Source organism: Acetobacter sacchari, from assembly GCF_017377715.1.
In the GTDB taxonomy this organism is placed as follows: Bacteria; Pseudomonadota; Alphaproteobacteria; order Acetobacterales; family Acetobacteraceae; genus Acetobacter; species Acetobacter sacchari.
In genome coordinates, this window is sequence record NZ_JAFVMF010000013.1 from 53,390 (window position 1) to 70,548 (window position 17,159).

Here is a 17,159-nt window from a genome sequence, read left to right on the forward strand (position 1 = left end):
GCTTTTTCGCAGCGCCGGCGGTCTTGGCGGAACTTTTCTTCACAGGCGTCTTGGCCATCTCACATCCGGTCAGTTGCAAACTTTTGCGCACTCTGCGATCAGGTCGCCCATCACACTGCGCAGCGTATTCATTGTATCGGCGTCAAGCAGTCGTCCGCACCGGCAAACCTGCGTCGGCCAAAGCACGCTTCACCTGCGGCACCGTAAACTGCCCGAAATGAAACACGCTTGCCGCCAGAAGGCCAGTCGCCCCGGCGCGAGCGCCCTCCACAAAATGCTCCAGCTCCCCGACGCCTCCTGACGCAACGACGGGCAATCTGACAGCCGCATTGGCCGCCCGCAGCAGGTCAAGATCGAAACCGGACCGCGTGCCGTCGCGATCCATCGACGTCAGCAGTATCTCCCCCGCTCCGCGAGCCGCCACCTCACGACACCACTCGACCGCGTCACGTCCCGTCGGCGTCCGACCGCCATGCGTGTACACCTCCCAGCCGCCCCGCCCGTCGGAGCGCGCGTCGATCGCCACGACGACGCACTGGCTTCCAAACTTGTTCGCCGCTTCGTTGATCAGTTCAGGCCGGGACACCGCAGCAGAGTTCATCGCGCATTTATCCGCGCCCGCCAACAGGAGCCTCCGCATATCGTCGGTGACGCGCACGCCTCCGCCAACAGTCAGCGGCAGAAAAATGCGTTCCGCCGTCCTGCTCACGACGTCCAGTATCGTATCTCGGTTTTCATGGCTGGCGGTGATGTCGAGGAAAGTCAGCTCATCCGCCCCGGCTGCGTCATAAAGCGCCGCCTGTTCGACCGGGTCTCCCGCGTCTCTGAGCGACACGAAATTCACGCCTTTCACGACGCGGCCATTTTTCACGTCGAGACAGGGAATGACGCGCAGCTTCAACATCAGGCCAGAACCTCAAGAGCCTCACGCGGAGAAATACGCCCGTCATAAAGCGCGCGCCCGACGACCACGCCCTCGATCCCCGGCGCGTCCTGTGCGACGCGCTTCAGGGCGGCAAGATGATCAAGCGAGCCCACGCCGCCGCTGGCGATGACTGGAATGGATACCGTGCGCGCGAGCTGCGCCGTCTGCTCCAGATCGAGCCCCTCCAGCATCCCGTCACGGCTGATTTCGGTGAAGATGATCGCTGCAACCCCCGCATCCTGCATGCGCAGCCCGAGTTCGGTCGCCTGCATATCCGAGACCTCCGCCCAGCCTTCCGTCGCGACCTGCCCGCCACGTGCGTCGATCCCGGCGACGATGCGGCCGGGAAAAGCGCGACAGGCTTCACGCACGAGTTCCGGGTTCTTCACGGCGACGGAACCGAGGATAACCCGCGTCACGCCAGCCTCCAGCCACGCAGCGATCCCTTCCATGTCGCGCAGGCCGCCGCCGAGTTGCACCGGCGTCGTCGCATTCGCGACGATCCGGCGTACAGCGTCTACGTTGGCTGAGCGACCGGCAAAAGCGCCGTTGAGATCGACAACGTGCAGCCAGCGAAACCCGGCGATGCACCATTGTCGCGCCTGCGCGCCGGGATCGTCGGAATAGATCGTCGCGTCATCCATCTCTCCGCGCCGAAGCCGCACGCAGGCGCCGTCCTTGAGATCGATCGCCGGGTACAGCGTAAGCGGACGCGCTGACGCGCCGACAACGCCCGCGTCAGACCTTGAGTTTTCTTCCGACACCTGATGCACGACCCGACTTTGCTCCTGAAGACGCATGACAAAATAATGACCGCGCACCAGCCGCCCGCCAACAATGGCGTATCCCGGATGCGTGCCCCACTGCTCGAAGCCCGCGCGGCGAAACAGCGCGATGGCGCGATCCTGCGTTTCACGCACGTCAAGATTCAGAAGTTGATATCCCATCGCGCGAGCGCATTGCACGATTTCGTCAAGCAGCTTGCGCCCCAGCCCGAAGCGACGAGCGTAAGGCGCGATATGGAAATGCATCAGGCTCGCGGCCATCGCCTGCGCTTCGTTGTTGCGCGGCGGCCGGACGAGTTGCGCCGATCCGACGATCACGCCGTCGTGCCGTGCGACAAACAACTGGCGCTCCGGCACCAGCATGACGCCCTGAAAATAACGGGAAAGCGTCTTTAACCCTTGCGGATTGACCCAGCCGAATCCCCCGCCATCAAGGATCGCGGCGTCAGTCGCCTCGCACAACGCATGCAGGTCGTCTTCCGACAACTCCTGGACACGCTCGGCGGTCAACTGCGTCTCGCTCACGCCTCAACCCCTTCCGATTCGCGCGAAGGCTCCCACAGCAGAAAATTCGCCATGATTTTCAGCCCCACAGCCTGACTTTTCTCAACGTGGAACTGCGTCCCTGCCCGATTGCCGCGCGCGACGATCGCCGGAACGGCGCCGCCGTAATCGGTCGTCGCCAGCAAATCTCCCGACCCGGCCCCAGTCAGGGCGTACGAATGCACGAAGTAGCCATGCGGCGCCGGGCCAAGTCCCTCGGTCAGGGGATGCGGACGGGTCAGCGTCAGTTCGTTCCACCCCATTTGCGGCAACCGCAGGCCCGGCGCCTCCATCGGCGCGATTTCCCCGGCGATCCAGCCCAACCCCTGCGTCGCGCCATGCTCAAGCCCGCGCTCGGCCATCAACTGCATACCCACGCAGATGCCAAGGAACGGCGAACCGCCATCAACAGCGTCCTCGATGGACGCCCGAAGGCCGGGAACCGCCGCCAATCCGCGTGCGCAATCCGCAAACGCGCCCTGCCCAGGCAGCACGATGCGCGAAGCCTGCCGCACTGCGCCGGGATCGTTTGAAATCACGACTTCGGCGTCGACGCCGACCATTTCTGCGGCCCGCGTCGCGGCGCGAGCCGCAGACGCAAGATTGCCGCCGTCGTAATCGATCACAACGATCAGTTGCCGTTCCAACCTGACGCCATCAGGGCTTTTCGTCGTCATAACCGGGCGCTCGCAACCGCAAACGGATCAGGAATAAGGCCGCCCGGCGCACCGCGTCGCAGCTCGCCTGCGCCCTCAGTCCGAACGCGGTCAAGATAACGCAACAGCGCGCCGTCGCGAGACGCGCCCACGATCACGCCGTCGGGGCGAAAGCCACGCAGGCGCAACTCCCATTCGCGCAAATCGCCCGCGAACACCGCCAACACAAGGTGGCTCAGGCACAGGATAGCCCACGGCGCCACGAAGCCACCCGCGCCGGTCCGAAGCAGCATCGTCGCGGAGGCTGCGAACAACCCGCTCATCCATGCGCCACCGCGAAGCAGACCGAGCCACCCGAAAAAAGCGACGCGCCAGTCAATCCCGTCCTTTACGAGAACAGGCGCGCGCGCATCACGCTGCGAGACCGGTGCGTTCGGCCCTGGCGCCCATACGGTGAAGACTTTCACAGCACCCCCTTCGTCGAAGGCACCACGCCCGACGCGCGCGGGTCCGGCTCGACCGCCATTCGCAGCGCTCGGGCCGCAGCCTTGAATGCGCTCTCCGCGATGTGGTGACAGTTTCGCCCTGCCTTTTTCGTGACATGCAGGGTCATCATTCCCGCCATCGCTAACGCCCGGAAGAATTCCTCAAACAGTTCCGTGTCCATCTCACCAACCACAGGGGCCGGGAAATCTACGGTCCACGCGATGAACGGCCGTCCGGAAAGATCGACCACAACTTCGGCCAGAGCCTCATCGAGCGGCACAAGCGCATGACCGAATCGGCGCACTCCACGTTTGTCGCCCAGAGCACGTGTGATCGCCTGCCCCAGGGCGATGCCCGTATCTTCGACCGTGTGATGGAAGTCGACGTGCAGATCACCCTTCGCCACAATATCGAGGTCGAGCATTCCATGCCGAGCCAGAGCCGTCAGCATGTGGTCGAAAAACCCCACGCCTGTGTCGATCGACGCGACGCCGGTCCCGTCCAGGTTCACAGTGACGGCGATATCAGTCTCACCGGTGACGCGGTGGATGGAGGCGATGCGCTGCTGGGTCATGCCAACCTTTGTACAGGATGGCTGCTTCGGACACCACCTTCGGTCTGAGAAGTTTCACGGAACGACGCACTGCCCGGACGCGCCGTGAAGCCCGCTTCAGGGTGCGGCACATCCCGCCGCATCCAGCACGAGACGCGCAAGCGCCGCCGCCTGCGCAGCGGGACCCGGCAGCGCAAACGCCTGCCCCGCGCCGTAAACCCCCTCCATCAACAGCAGAAGCCTGTCGGCGAGCGTTTCAGGATCGGCGACCTTCGTCTCCCGGCATTTGGTCGTCATCCACTCACGGATATCCTGTTTCAGTTCCTGTGCACGGCGGCGCACCGGATGATCGGACTCCGTATACTCAAGCAGTGCGTTGCTGAGTGCGCAGCCACGGTAATCCGGCCGGACCGCCCGCTTCGTCAGATCGTCAAAATAGGCGATGATCTGGGCGCGTGGATCGCTCGGGTAAATGGCCTCGAAACCCGCCATCCGATCATTGAAACTGCACAGGTAATCCCGCAGGAAAAGCTCAGCCAGATCGTCCTTGCATTTGTAGGCGCGATAGAGGCTGGGCTTGGTGACATGCGCCGCACGCACGATTTCGTCCACGCCCACCGACCGGATTCCCCGCGCGTAAAACAGCGACGCAGCAGTCTCCCTTATCTTATCACCAGCAAGAACGCGGTCTCCACGGCGGGCGACAGGCGCGCCGCCGACTGACGAAGCCCTCGCCGCGCGGACGCTTGCAGAAGAGACATCCGTTGAAGAACCGTCCTCAGTAGAAAACTCCGCAGACTCACCGCCCGTCTGGGCTGCACGTCTCCTCTCAGCGACAACGGGCATCGAGACCTCGCCGTGCGACTGCGCAAATCTGCCGAAACTGGTGGTGCGCGGCCGCTGATCACTACGCGCCCCACTCTCCACCATCGAACCCTCGTCGTCGCGATCGCGCCGCATCTCGCCTCCATTGACAATGTTACCGATCGGTACACTAATGCCGAATGTAACTTACCGGTAAGTCATATGCGCGCTCCATCACCGCCTCACAACCCTTCCCCGAATCAGACGCCAGCCTCTCCCCGTGTCGCCGCCCCCGTGGTCGTAGCTGTCGCCGTCGTCTTCGCCGCCCTGCTTGTTTCGGCAGGCGTCCGCGCTACGCCCGGCGTACTGATGATGCCCTTACACGACACCCTTGGATGGAGTCGCCAGACGCTGGCGGCCACGGCGGCTGTAGGTATTTTCCTCTACGGCCTCATGGGCCCGTTCGCGGCGGCGCTGATGCAGGCCATCGGAATCCGCCGCACGCTGCTCGGGGCGCTGACGTTGATGGCGGCGTCGACCCTCGCCTCATCAGCAATGACGCAGCCGTGGCAGTATTTCGTCACCTGGGGCGCGCTGACCGGCGTCGGCACCGGAGCCGTCGCCATGGTGTTGGGCGCGTCCGTCGTAAACCGCTGGTTCGTCACGCGACGTGGTCTCGTGATGGGCATTCTCGCGGCCAGCACCGCCACCGGGTCGCTGATATTCCTGCCTGCTCTCGCCCATATCGCGCAAAGCGTCGGGTGGCGGGCCGTGACGCTCTGCGTCGGCGCCGCCTGCGTTCTGCTCATCCCGCTTGTTGCGCTGCTTCTGCCGGAACATCCTGCTGATCGCGGTGTCCTGCCTCACGGCGCTCCGGCGGACTACGCGCCGCCCCTGCCTCCGACGACGCATCCTGCGAAACTTGCGATCGAGACTCTTCTGAACGCCGCTCAACGACGTGATTTCTGGTTGCTATTTCTGACGTTCTTCGTCTGCGGCTTCACGACGAACGGCCTGATCGGCACCCATTTCATCGCCATCTGCGCCGATCATGGGATCGCCGAGGTTCCGGCTGCTGGCATACTGGCGATGATGGGTCTGTGCGACCTTTTCGGCACGACCCTGTCCGGCTGGCTGACCGACCGCTTCGACGCGCGCCGGTTGCTATTCGCCTATTACGGAATCCGTGGGCTTTCGCTTTGTTTTCTGCCATTTTCAGATTTTTCGGGCCCAAGCCTGACCGTGTTCGGCGTCTTCTACGGCCTGGACTGGATCGCAACCGTCCCGCCGACGCTGCGACTGACGCACTCGGCGTTCGGAGAGCGCGCGGCGCCCATCGTATTCGGCTGGATCGTTTGCGGCCATCAGGTTGGCGCGGCCTCCGCGGCGTTCCTCGCCGGAATGCTGCGGCAGGCTCAGGGCAATTACAAAGATGCGTTGATATTATCGGGTTGCACCGGCGTAATCGCGGCGTTCATGGCGCTCTCGATTGGGCGACACAAGGCTGAGCAGCAAATTACAGAATCTTACGCCGCCTGAACGTTATAAAAATAGGACCTACGCCCCTGCAGGCAACCCATTGAATCAAGGCCGCATTGCGTTACTTGCGACCGACGTTACGCTTCCCATCTCACGACGCCTTCGCCTTTGACGAAACCGCCCAATCAGGCTGCGAGCCCCCCTCGCAGCCTGTGCGCGATCAGACGTTGAACAGGTCTTTATAAGCGCGCGGCTGGCACCGCAGATACTGGTTCGGCGCCCGCACCTTGGCGCCGAGATGAGCCGCCGCATGCCAAGGCCAGCGCGGGTCGTAGAGAATAGTGCGGGCCAGGGCGATCATGTCGGCGTCCCCTGTGGCTACGATCTGTTCGGCCTGCTCGAAGCCGGTGATCAGCCCGACCGCCACGACCGGCAGGCGCGTCGCCGCCTTCACCGCGCGAGCCAGCGGAACCTGATAACCGGGATGCACAGGAATTTTCTGGTCTGGCGTCAACCCGCCGCTTGAGACGTGCACTGCGTCGCATCCCCGTGTCTCCAGCGCCTGCGCCAGAGCGATCGTCTGCTCGACATCCCACCCGCCCGGCGCCCAGTCGGAACCGGAAACGCGGATTGTCACAGGCCCGTTGGTAAACGCCTCGCGCACGGCGTCAAACACTTCAAGCGGGAAACGCAGGCGGTTTTCCAAAGAGCCGCCATATTCATCCTCTCGCTGATTGGCGAGTGGCGACAGGAACTGATGCAGCAGATAGCCGTGCGCGGCGTGCAACTGCACGGCATCGATTCCCAGCCGGGCGGCTCTACGGGCAGAGGCGGCAAACGCATCACGCACGCGCCGCAGCCCGTCCTTATCGAGAGCCGCAGGAGCTTCGGTCCCCGGCGCGTACGGCGTCGCAGACGGCGCCTCGGTACCCCAGCCATTCTCCACGTTCGAGGGGATGAGTTGCCCCCCTTTCCACGGAACTTCGTGCGACGCCTTGCGCCCTGCGTGCGCAAGTTGAATCGCGATCGGCGTATCGGACCAGGCGCGTACGCCATCCAGCGTACGACGCAGGGCAGCCTCGGTCACGTCATCCCACAATCCGACATCGCCATAGGAAATCCGGCCTTCTGGCAGGACCGCCGTGGCCTCGATTGTGAGCAGACCGGCGCCGGAAAGCGCAAGCCCACCGAGATGAATCAGGTGCCAGTCATTCATGCAGCCATTCTGGGCTGAGTACTGACACATCGGCGCGATGACGATCCTGTTGGCCAGTTCCAGCGAACCGACACGAACAGGCTCAAAGAGTTTTGGTCCGGCCATGATCACTCCAAATTTTATACGCCGCGCCCCGCTTGGTCGCCGCACGGCTGCGGAATACTCAATGCCTCAAATCAGGCGGACGCAATATCCCTCCCCCTCGGTCGAAGCGGGTTTTTCGTTTGCCCCTTGCGGCGACGGAAGCCGAAGCGGCATCATGACGGAAGGTCGCGCATACGGCGAAAGACCCTAGAGAAACGAGAGGATCAGGCGTGCGCCGCAGGACGTTGCGCGATGACGAGCGAGAGCTCTGGATGCGCTGCGTGCGTGACGTGACGCCGCTGGGGCGGCCTGTACCCGACGCAGGGCCCGGAGGAAGCGATATTCCGGCGCAGAACGCCGCCGAAGCGCCACCGCTGCGCACCACGAGCGCGTACGACATCCGTGCCATGCCGCCAACACCGGGCCTGAAAGCATCACGGCAAGCGAATTTGAGTCCAGCTCATCTCGAAGCGCCCGTTCAAAGCCAGAATATTCGCAACCCAGCTGCGGCGAACGCGATCAGCCGCCCTCAGAGCGGCACGGCCTTCTCCATACCTCCAACGCCCGCCTCTTCATTTCTGCCCGCCGCCGAAGCGGCCATGGCGGCGCATCTGCGCGCGAAAGCATCTCGCCGCGCCGGAAGCGGCACGACGCTCAAGGCGTCCGTCACAGCGCCTGCGTCGGGCGTCGACCCCCGCAACCTCCGTAAACTGGCGACTGGTCGCGTTCCGGTGGAGAGAAGGCTGGATTTGCACGGGATGACCGCTCAGGCCGCGTTCTATCGCCTGCAAGCCTTTCTGCACGAAGCATACGTCGAGGGCGTTCGGTGCGTCGAAATCGTCACGGGCCTCGGGTCGGGACCGGAGGGAGGAATCCTGCGCCGCGAACTCCCGCACTGGCTCGGGCGGGTCGACTTGCGTCGCGTGGTCCTCGCCGCGACGCATAGCCATCAGGCCAATCAGGGCGCCGTGCGTCTTCTGCTTCGCAGGCGCGACGTCTCGCCGGTAAAAAAAATACGCAACCACACAGCCAGCGCGACGACCGACGACGAAGTCTTGCGCGACGTCCCACCTTCCCACGCCGTTAAGAAGCGGCGCCGTGGACGGTGACTCCGCCGACGTGACGAGCGCTCCCCGCCCCCCCGCAGCGCCGCCGGAAACGTCGTTTCCCGACGTTTCCGGCCCAGCGCTCCCTTCGACGGAGATTGAGACGGCGCTCGTGGCTTACCGGTCTCTGCAACGACGACGGATCGTCGTTCTGGCGAGCCTTCTGGCATTGCTGGGCGTTACGTTCGTGGTCAACCTGGCCCTTGGCCCTGCGAGATTGGGCGTCCACGACATCTTTCGCGCCCTGCTTGGACAAGGCGACGTCGGAGCGCAGACCATCATTTGGCGTTTGCGCCTGCCCTATGCGGTCATGGCGGTCCTGACCGGGCTCGCGCTCGGCCTCGCCGGGGCCGAGATGCAAACCATTCTGGACAATCCGCTGGCCAGCCCCTTCACGCTCGGCCTGTCGGCGGCTGCAGCGTTCGGCGCTTCCCTCGCCATTATCCTTGACTGGCGCCTACCCTTTCCGTTTCTGGGCGGCGAAGGCGCTGTCGCCGCCAATGCATTTCTGTTCGCAATCGGTTCATCTCTGGCGCTCGACGCCGTCGCCCGCCTTCGAGGCTCCGCGACCAATACGGTCGTCATGTTTGGCATCGCTCTGGTCTTTACCTTTCAGGCTTGCGTCGCTCTCCTCCAATTCGTCGCATCGGAAGATGCGTTGCAGGATTTGATTTTCTGGACAATGGGCAGCGTCACGCGCGCCACATGGCCGAAGATCGGCGCGCTGCTCCTCGCCTGCGCAATCGTTTCGCCGTTTTCGCTGCGTTCAGCGTGGGCTCTGACTGCGCTGCGGTTGGGAGAAGATCGCGCCGCCAGTATGGGAGTCGACGTTCGTCGCGTGCGCCTTGCCTCGCTCATGCGGATCAGCATTCTTGCGGCCATTGCCGTCGCGTTTTCTGGAACCATCGGTTTTGTCGGATTGGTGGCGCCTCATATCGCGCGCCGTCTGGTCGGCGAAGACCACCGGGCTTACCTGCCCGCCGCCGCTCTCTCCGGCTGCCTGATCATGTCAGGGGCGACCATAGCCGCACGCAATCTGGTGCCGGGCCAGGTCCTTCCGGTCGGGATCGTCACCGCGCTTGTGGGAATCCCCTTTTTTCTGGGCGTCGTTTTGCGGCGTCCGGCGTCATGAGAGAGGCTATACAAGATTCTCTGATGGCCGGTCCGCTCACCGTCTCCTACGGACGCAGGCGTATTCTGGACGGGGTGACCGTTGGCCCCCTCCCCCCCGGCTCGATCACAGCATTGCTGGGCGCGAACGGCAGCGGGAAATCGACGCTGCTGCGAGCGCTTGCGGGGCTGAAAGCCGCAGACGGAGCGATATCGCTCGGCGACATCGCCCTCGGAACCCTAGCGCCACCCGAACGCGCGCGTTACTGCGCTTATATGCCCCAAACGCTGCCACCACCGATCCGGATGCAAACTCTGGAAACAGTGCTCGTGGCGATGCGAACCGATCACAGTTCTCACAGATCAAATCACATCGCCCATGCGCTGAGGATTTTATCCGATCTGGGCTTAGCCTCGCTCGCACATCGCTATCTCGATGAATTATCAGGCGGACAGCGCCAGCTTGCAGGTCTGGCCCAGGCGCTGGCGAGGTCTCCACGAGTGCTGCTTCTAGACGAACCCCTGAGCGCCCTCGACCTGCGCCATCAGTTCGAAGTCATGGACGTTTTGCGTGATGAGACAGCTTCTCGCGGCATGGTCACCGTAATCGTGCTGCACGATCTCGGCGTCGCCTTGCGACGTGCTGATCAGGCCATGCTTCTTGCGAATGGCCAGGTCGTAAGCGCAGGCCCGGTGAGCGAGGTGGTGACCCCAGAGCATTTGCGCCGGGCGTTTGGCGTGGAAGCCCGCATCGAAATCAGTAGCGATGGGCGGCCGATGCTGTTGGTGGATGGGGTAGCCTGAAACAGTTCCGAATAACTTCAAAGATCGCGACCCAGCCTGTTTCGAAAGAACTGAGGCTGGGGCGCGAACAGTTTTATTCGAACGTGCCAGCAATCGTTACAACAGCAGCAAAGCCGGATCCGACATTGTAGCTGGGATTCGAACCGCTGACCGTCTTGCCGTAAATCCCGGTGATCGATTTCGCGGCTGTCACGGAATATCCGGTCATCGACGACAGGTAATGCACGTCCCCCAGATTGGTCAGGCTCAACATCGCCTTGGGATGAAATCGCCCGACTTTTGGAAGATAACGTCCGAAAGAGAGGTCCGCCGTAAAATAGGCCGGAATTCCCTGATCGTTCATCAACGTGGAATACTGTGAATCGGAATACCGGAAATTGAAATTTCCGAATGTTGTTCCATCGTCGTAGGTCAGACCCAACGCCGCAAGAAATTTTGGCGAAGCCACTTCCTGCTTACCTTTGGTGCGAAAATAATCGCCGTCGTAGGCGATGTTATTACCGACCGACGTATGCATATACTGCCCTGAGGCATAGGCGCTGATGTGATGCCATGGACGGGTGGATATCTCCGCCTGAACTCCACGCGCCGTTTCGCCGCCTGCGTCAATCGGCTGGGACACGATCAGCGTTGAGTTCGGCAAATAGGTGGAGCTGCTAATCTGATGATGCGTCAGATTGTAGTTAAACCCGGCCACGTTGAACATGATTGGTCCATAATGACGGAAGCCAATTTCTTCTCCAATCATATACTCAGGTCGATAATCGCTCAAAGGCGACGACGCCACTACAGGCGAAGTGAAGCTATACGTCGCAACCTGAGACTGAAATGAAGATGGCGCCCGATATCCGGTCGTTCCGTTGATATATATCTGATTTTCTGGATCGATCTTGTAGCTTATGAGCAGTTGAGGCGCCGGTATGAACATATTCTTGACCGACTTGTAAGGATCGGCTCCCGGCACGCTCTCCGTGAATTCTCGGCTGATCATGTTCGTGCGCAGACCGGCGTTAATCGTCAACCGGTCATGGAACAGCCGCAGCTCGTCCTCCAGCGCCAGAGTGTTGGACTGCTGCATACCGTTAATATCGTATTGGGTAAGCGCCCTGCCGCCAACTTTCAGATATCCATTATTCTCCGAGTAGCCGCCGTGCGAATCGACGACATAATGATTCTGATACTCGGTATGCACGACATAAGAGTACCAATATGAAAATTTTACCGTGTTATTGCCCTTTTTCCACGCCCCGATCAGATTCAGGCCGCTCGACGTCTGCACCCAGGGATGAATGCTGATCGCCGTGACGTTTCCGCCTCCGGGCGAATACCCATCAAGGGTGGCGTATTTTTCCGACCCAAAATAGCCATTTGAGGTTGGGATGGACACGCCATAATTGTTCGGTCCATAGGTTTCAACTGCATAGGGTTGAGCATCCAGCGTCAGTCCACCTCCAAAATCGAAGTGATTTTTGATCGTACCAACAATCGCATTCGTCGCCTTGGTATTTAATTTGTAATATGACGTGTTTCCTGCAGTGTATTTTGAACTCGTATTATAACTATCACCGTACTCGTGCCACTGCGCGAGGGTTGGATATAGCCACTCCGTTTGGTTGGCGTAGTTGTAGCTGAATATCAACTCTGAATTGCTGCGTCGTCCCCATTGTTTCTCAAGAGCTGCGTCGAGATGCCAACGATACATATCGCCGGGGCCACGCCAGAGATTCGCGCTGGAGTAAGAACCAGACACGAATCCGGTCACGCCGGAGTGTCCTATTTCGCCCGTATCAACGCGGAGAAACTCCTTGTTCGTACTATGAGTTCCACCTGAAGCCTCGACATATACTCCAAATTTTTTCGATGGATGACGCAGATTCAACGTCATCTGCGCGCCGTCGGCGTTATACGTCGGCGCCGTGAGGTCGGACGATCCCTGGCTGACGGATACGGACGCCAGATTTTCATTGTCCACCATGGCGGACGTGTAGGCGCTATACGTGAACGGGTCGGCGAGCGGCATGCCTTCGTAAACCATCCCGATCTGGGTCTGATCCAGACCGCGGATATGTATGGTTTCCGACGTGGTGCTCAACGGCCCTTCGTTATTGCCCTGCACGCCAGGCAAACTGGACACCAGAACACCAGGATTCACAAGCGGCGATTGTTTTGAAATGTATTCCTGATTTACAGAGCTTATCGTTTTTGCAACCGTCTGTCGCTCCATCATTCCGCCGCCAAGCGCACGATGAGAAGCCTGCACGCTAACTGTTTCAGCCTGAGTGGCCATAAGTCGCGTATGCGGCTTCGTATGAGTGACAGATTTCAGTGGCGCGGCGCTTTTGGCGTTGACCGAGGCTTCGGCCTTTGATCGGCTTTTCGTATGAGAATGATGGCTTGCAGCAATCGCCTGGGAATAAGGTCGCGCGACAAATACAGAACAGGCGACGAAAATCGTGCTGCACAGAGATACTTTTTTTAACGTCATTACAAAGTCCGTTCATGGTGAAGGAACGGCGAGATGAACGGCTCCCGCGCGGCAGCCATGAGCTATTGCGAAAAACCTCTACGTTCAAATGACATTTCATTATAAATTTTGTGTATTTTTTATGAATGTTTTATGATTATCCAATAATGGAATTGCGCAACGCGCCAATTGCGACTTGAAACAATTACCACCAAAAAATTCAGAGAATAAAATATGTTTCGATCGAAACGGCTTTCACTACCTCTTCTGGCTTTGCTTGTTCTGACGCCGACATACAGCGTTCGCGCTCAAGGCGTGGACGGTTCCGTACGTCTGAACCAGATACAGATTATCGGCACGCACAACAGCTATCGCTCCGACATTTCTCCGGTCACTCTGAAATGGCTGCAAACGTTGAGTCCGAAGATGGCGGACGCGCTCGATTATCGCCACACGAGCCTGCAGGAACAGTTCGATAGCGGCGTCCGTCAGATTGAAATCGATATTTATGCGGATACGCGTGGCGGCGAATATAGCCACCCCAAAGGCCCTGCGTGGGAGCGCCAATCCGGCTTGCAGCCGGCCCCGGAGTCCGAACCATCGTCCGCCATGCAGGGGGATGATTTCAAGGTCATGCACATCGTTGACGTCGATCAACGCTCGAACTGCGAGCCCTTGCGAAAATGCCTGGAAATTGTCTCGTCCTGGTCCAAGGCCCATCCCGGCCATCTGCCGCTTTTCGTGGATCTTGAGACCAAGCAGGACATTCCGTTCAAAAGCGAGAAATTTCCCTTCACTACCCCGGAAACATTCACTCCTGCCACTTACGACAAACTCGACAAGGAAATTCTGCAGACAGTCGGACGTGCGAATATTCTGACGCCCGACGACGTAAGGGGACATTTCGACACGCTCGACCAGGCTGTACGGACGACCGGGTGGCCTACCCTTTCGCTGGCTCGAGGGAAGATAGTCTTTCTGTTTGATCGTCCCCACGACACCGCACGCTATACGCAAGGGCATCCTGCCCTGCGTGGGCGCGTCGTCTTCACGAATTCTCGCCCGGGCGACCCCGACGGAGCCTTCACCGAGGTGAACGAAGGCTTTGTAGGTCAGGCGGGCAACGGCAGCGCCGCTGTGAACAATGCCGCAGCCGAAAAATCCATCTCCGAGTTGGTGAAGGCTGGCTACCTTGTTCGCACGCGGGCCGACGCAAACACCGTCGAACCCCGCGCAGGCGATACATCCCGCCGCGATGTCGCCTTCCACAGCGGCGCGCAAATCATCAGCACCGACTTTCCCGCGCTAGAGCCTGCGCGCTGGAACAATTATGTGGTGGCGTTTCCGGACGATCTGATTGCGCGTTGCGATCCGCTCAACGCGCCGAAAGATTGCCAGAGCGCGTCTCTGGAGAAGCGGGATGCCGCGGCGACCCGATAGTCTCATGACAAGCCTCCCTTCCCGTCCGAACGACTTGGAAGCGTGCCAATAATAAAAAAGGTCGACTTACGGTGTTGACGTAAGTCGACCTTAATTCTCGACGTCGGATCAGACTGCGCATCCGAGCCAAGTTTGATATGCGATCAGTACGTGAACGACAGGCTTCCCAGGAAAGTCCGACCGACTGAAGGGGTCGCCCTGTCGCTGAACAGGTTGGAATAATTCACCCGGTTTGTAAGATTGTATCCATTCAGCGCCATACGCCAGCGATGCCCGATATTATGAGAAATCATCGCATCCCAATCCATCGTGTGCGGCACACGCGCCGTATTCGCCGCGTTGAGATAAACCGCGTCGCGCCACGTAAGCCCACCGCCAAACGTCACGTTCCAAGGCGTGTCCGGAGCGATCGTGTAAGTCGTCCAGAGCGTCGCCATGTTCTTCGGCGCATACTGTATACGCTTTCCGACATCCGCTGCAGTCAAAGACCATGTCGTGGTCGCGTCATAATATGCGTATGTGCCGATCAGGTTCCAGTTCTTGAGAATCTGTCCGGAAAGACTGAGTTCCACGCCCTGATTTCTCTGACGGTCGCTGGACGAAGACACAGTCCCCGTGCTGGGATCGGTCATCATCGCGTTGCCCTTCTCGAGCCTGAAAACGGACGCTGTGGCGCCAAGTCGGCCATGGAAGAACTGCTGCTTGATCCCCAGTTCATAGAGACTCGACTGCTCCGGCTTGAAACCCTGAGTCGAGGATTTCAGCGGCTCAGAACTGTTCGTCACGTAGAGCCCGAGCGGCGTCGTCGAGCGCGCCCAGTTGAAATACACCATCGTATTCTTGCTCGGCGTGTACATCAGGCTGACCGTCGGATTGAACGTGTCCTGCTGCTGTCCGTAATGCACGCCGCCGCCAACCATCCCGCCATTCGCGGAGTAATGGCTGTTCCAATGATCCCAACGGAAACCGCCCTTGATGGAAAACCACGGCGCAACCCACATCTGCTCCGAAAAGAAGGCGCCGACATCAGTAGCGTCGCCCGTCTTGTAGAGCGCCCGTCCTACTCCAGAAATATTCACCAGATCATATTGGTACTGGCCCGCGCCACCCAGCAACAATCCCGGCTGAGTGTGAGAGGGGTGCACCAGACTCGTGGTGTCGGGCGCCGTGCCATTCTGGCCATTATAGTTATAGGCGTAGTTGGTGCGTCTGTCATAAACGTGCTCGACGTCCCACCCTGCAATCATCTCGTGCTTGATCGATCCTGTTTTGAATTTCGCCAAAACAGAGAAGACATTCTGCACAGACCAGTCATTTTGCTGATAGGGCTCCGGCCCCCCGAGATGGCCGCGCCGGTCTACCGTTGCGGCGGAGGGATCCGTAAAGAATTCACTGGCGCAGGTCGTGTCACACCCAGGCTGCGACGCAGAGAACCAGCGCTGGTACATGCCTCCGCGAAGATCATCGAACACGCTGATATATTGACTGATCTCCGACTGGAGTCTGCCAGTCAGCATGTTTTCGTTGGTGACGTCCTGATCATAATTTGTGCCATACCAGTTATGACGGTTCAGCCCATATTCCGTGGCCGGACGAGCGATCGCGGTCCCCGGTTTCGTGATGACCGGCACGCCGTAATCGGGAATCCGGTTATCCGACTGGTGGAAATATTCCAGCGTGAAGGTCGTTTTCGTCCCCAGCCCAAACCCTATCGACGGCGCCAGCCCCCAACGATGGGAGTAAATATTGTCTCGTCCAACCTCGTTGTTTTCATTCCCCATCCCGGTAATGCGGACGGCCGTGTGCTCTCCGATCTGCTGGTTGAAATCCAGCGTCCCGCGATAGTATTCGCCAGAACCGCCGGAGAACTGCGCACCGTAGTTGTTACCCAGATGCGCCACCTTGGTCGTGATGTTGATGGCGCCGCCTGTCGTTCCGTTTCCAAACACCTCTGACGATGGACCCTTGATGACAGAGATGTGGTCGTAGTCAAAACTGTCGCGCGTATAGACGCCGAAATCTCGCAGGCCATTTTCGTAAATATCGTTCTGGGCCTGGAATCCGCGGATCAGGAACTGATCCCCAGACATTCCGCCCTCGCCTTCGCCCACCGAAGCCGTAACGCCTGGCACATCCCGCAACGCCTCGTCGAGCGACTTGACGTTCTGCTGCTCCATCAGAATTCGTGGAACAGCGTTCACCGTCTGCGGCGTATGCATGATATCCTGAGGCATTCGACCGATACCGATCGGATCGTTCAGAATATTCATGCTGCGCCCGGTGACGAGCAAGGACTCTCCGTCGCCAGACTGCGCATTTCTGCCCGTTTTCCGGGCCGCGTGCTCGTCCCCGTTCAACGCCGCCGCGGGAGCATATCCGGGAGCAGGCGCTGGCGTGTTTGTCGCGGGTTTGCTCGCCTCTGCGACGTGCCGGTGATGGCGTTTGTGGCGTTGCGGGCTCTGCGCCTGATCATTCGCACTCGCGAGCGGCGCGCCAAGCGACGCGCCCATGGCGAGGGAGCCGAGAGCAAGGGACAACGAGGGGGTACGATACTTGGCGCCGGAAGACAAAGACGCTGCTCCTGCAAATGATTCTGAATGCGAATTCATCCTTCTGTCATTCAAATGATAACCATTTGCAAGTGTAATCAGGACACACTTGACATCAAAAGATATGATTCAGTCAGATTTCTGATATGCAACCG

At 60.1% G+C, this 17,159-nt stretch carries 14 protein-coding genes; 5 read left to right on the plus strand and 9 right to left on the minus strand.

Annotated elements, in window-relative coordinates; all coding sequences use genetic code 11:
* Positions 1–142 precede the first annotated feature (142 nt).
* The 6 genes from hisF to J2D73_RS12840 all read right to left on the minus strand — a co-directional run bounded on the left by hisF (position 143) and on the right by J2D73_RS12840 (position 4,908).
* Positions 143–904, minus strand: coding sequence for an imidazole glycerol phosphate synthase subunit HisF (gene hisF, locus J2D73_RS12815; RefSeq protein WP_026398381.1), 762 nt, complete (start codon positions 902–904; stop codon positions 143–145).
* Positions 904–2,235 (minus strand): 1-(5-phosphoribosyl)-5-[(5-phosphoribosylamino)methylideneamino]imidazole-4-carboxamide isomerase, encoded by a 1,332-nt coding sequence (gene hisA, locus J2D73_RS12820; RefSeq protein WP_207881930.1) that lies wholly within the window; start codon positions 2,233–2,235, stop codon positions 904–906. The genes hisF and hisA overlap by 1 nt, the downstream gene beginning before the upstream one ends.
* A complete protein-coding gene (gene hisH / locus J2D73_RS12825) occupies positions 2,232–2,930 on the minus strand; it encodes an imidazole glycerol phosphate synthase subunit HisH (protein ID WP_207881931.1) in 699 nt (232 codons plus the stop codon). The genes hisA and hisH overlap by 4 nt, the downstream gene beginning before the upstream one ends.
* Positions 2,927–3,376, minus strand: coding sequence for a hypothetical protein (locus J2D73_RS12830; RefSeq protein WP_207881932.1), 450 nt, complete (start codon positions 3,374–3,376; stop codon positions 2,927–2,929). Before J2D73_RS12830 ends, hisH begins: the two co-directional genes overlap by 4 nt.
* Positions 3,373–3,969 carry an imidazoleglycerol-phosphate dehydratase HisB gene (hisB, locus tag J2D73_RS12835; protein WP_207881933.1) on the minus strand — a complete coding sequence of 199 codons (597 nt, stop codon included), beginning with the start codon at positions 3,967–3,969 and terminating at the stop codon, positions 3,373–3,375. The genes J2D73_RS12830 and hisB overlap by 4 nt, the downstream gene beginning before the upstream one ends.
* 96 nt (positions 3,970–4,065) lie before the next feature.
* Entirely contained in the window at positions 4,066–4,908 is an 843-nt protein-coding gene (locus J2D73_RS12840) for a TetR/AcrR family transcriptional regulator (protein WP_243429920.1), read from the minus strand.
* Between the two features lie 66 nt (positions 4,909–4,974).
* Here J2D73_RS12840 and J2D73_RS12845 point away from each other — a divergent pair, with 66 nt between their 5' ends.
* Entirely contained in the window at positions 4,975–6,291 is a 1,317-nt protein-coding gene (locus tag J2D73_RS12845) for an MFS transporter (protein ID WP_207881934.1), read from the plus strand.
* A 160-nt stretch (positions 6,292–6,451) separates the two neighbouring features.
* Here the strand turns inward: J2D73_RS12845 and J2D73_RS12850 are convergent, their stop codons facing one another.
* Complete coding sequence (locus J2D73_RS12850) at positions 6,452–7,552, minus strand: NADH:flavin oxidoreductase/NADH oxidase (RefSeq protein WP_207881935.1); 1,101 nt, start codon at positions 7,550–7,552, stop codon at positions 6,452–6,454.
* Between the two features lie 209 nt (positions 7,553–7,761).
* On the opposite strand from J2D73_RS12850, the gene J2D73_RS21450 reads away from it, so the two are divergent.
* From J2D73_RS21450 to J2D73_RS12865, 3 genes are all read left to right on the plus strand, one after another.
* Entirely contained in the window at positions 7,762–8,640 is an 879-nt protein-coding gene (locus J2D73_RS21450) for a Smr/MutS family protein (protein WP_408736841.1), read from the plus strand.
* A 94-nt stretch (positions 8,641–8,734) separates the two neighbouring features.
* Positions 8,735–9,769 (plus strand): iron chelate uptake ABC transporter family permease subunit, encoded by a 1,035-nt coding sequence (locus tag J2D73_RS12860; protein ID WP_207881994.1) that lies wholly within the window; start codon positions 8,735–8,737, stop codon positions 9,767–9,769.
* 23 nt (positions 9,770–9,792) lie between these two features.
* Positions 9,793–10,551, plus strand: a complete 759-nt coding sequence (locus J2D73_RS12865) for an ABC transporter ATP-binding protein (RefSeq protein WP_243429921.1) — start codon at positions 9,793–9,795, stop codon at positions 10,549–10,551.
* Between the two features lie 73 nt (positions 10,552–10,624).
* Here J2D73_RS12865 and J2D73_RS12870 read toward each other — a convergent pair whose 3' ends face one another.
* Positions 10,625–13,036, minus strand: coding sequence for a TonB-dependent receptor (locus tag J2D73_RS12870; RefSeq protein ID WP_207881937.1), 2,412 nt, complete (start codon positions 13,034–13,036; stop codon positions 10,625–10,627).
* 213 nt (positions 13,037–13,249) lie between these two features.
* Between J2D73_RS12870 and J2D73_RS12875 the strand changes: the two genes are divergently transcribed.
* A complete protein-coding gene (locus J2D73_RS12875; RefSeq protein WP_207881938.1) occupies positions 13,250–14,455 on the plus strand; it encodes a phosphatidylinositol-specific phospholipase C1-like protein in 1,206 nt (401 codons plus the stop codon).
* 143 nt (positions 14,456–14,598) lie between these two features.
* Here J2D73_RS12875 and J2D73_RS12880 read toward each other — a convergent pair whose 3' ends face one another.
* Positions 14,599–17,064: a TonB-dependent receptor gene (locus J2D73_RS12880; RefSeq protein WP_408736842.1), complete on the minus strand. Its 2,466-nt coding sequence runs from the start codon at positions 17,062–17,064 to the stop codon at positions 14,599–14,601.
* Between the last annotated feature and the right edge of the window lie 95 nt (positions 17,065–17,159).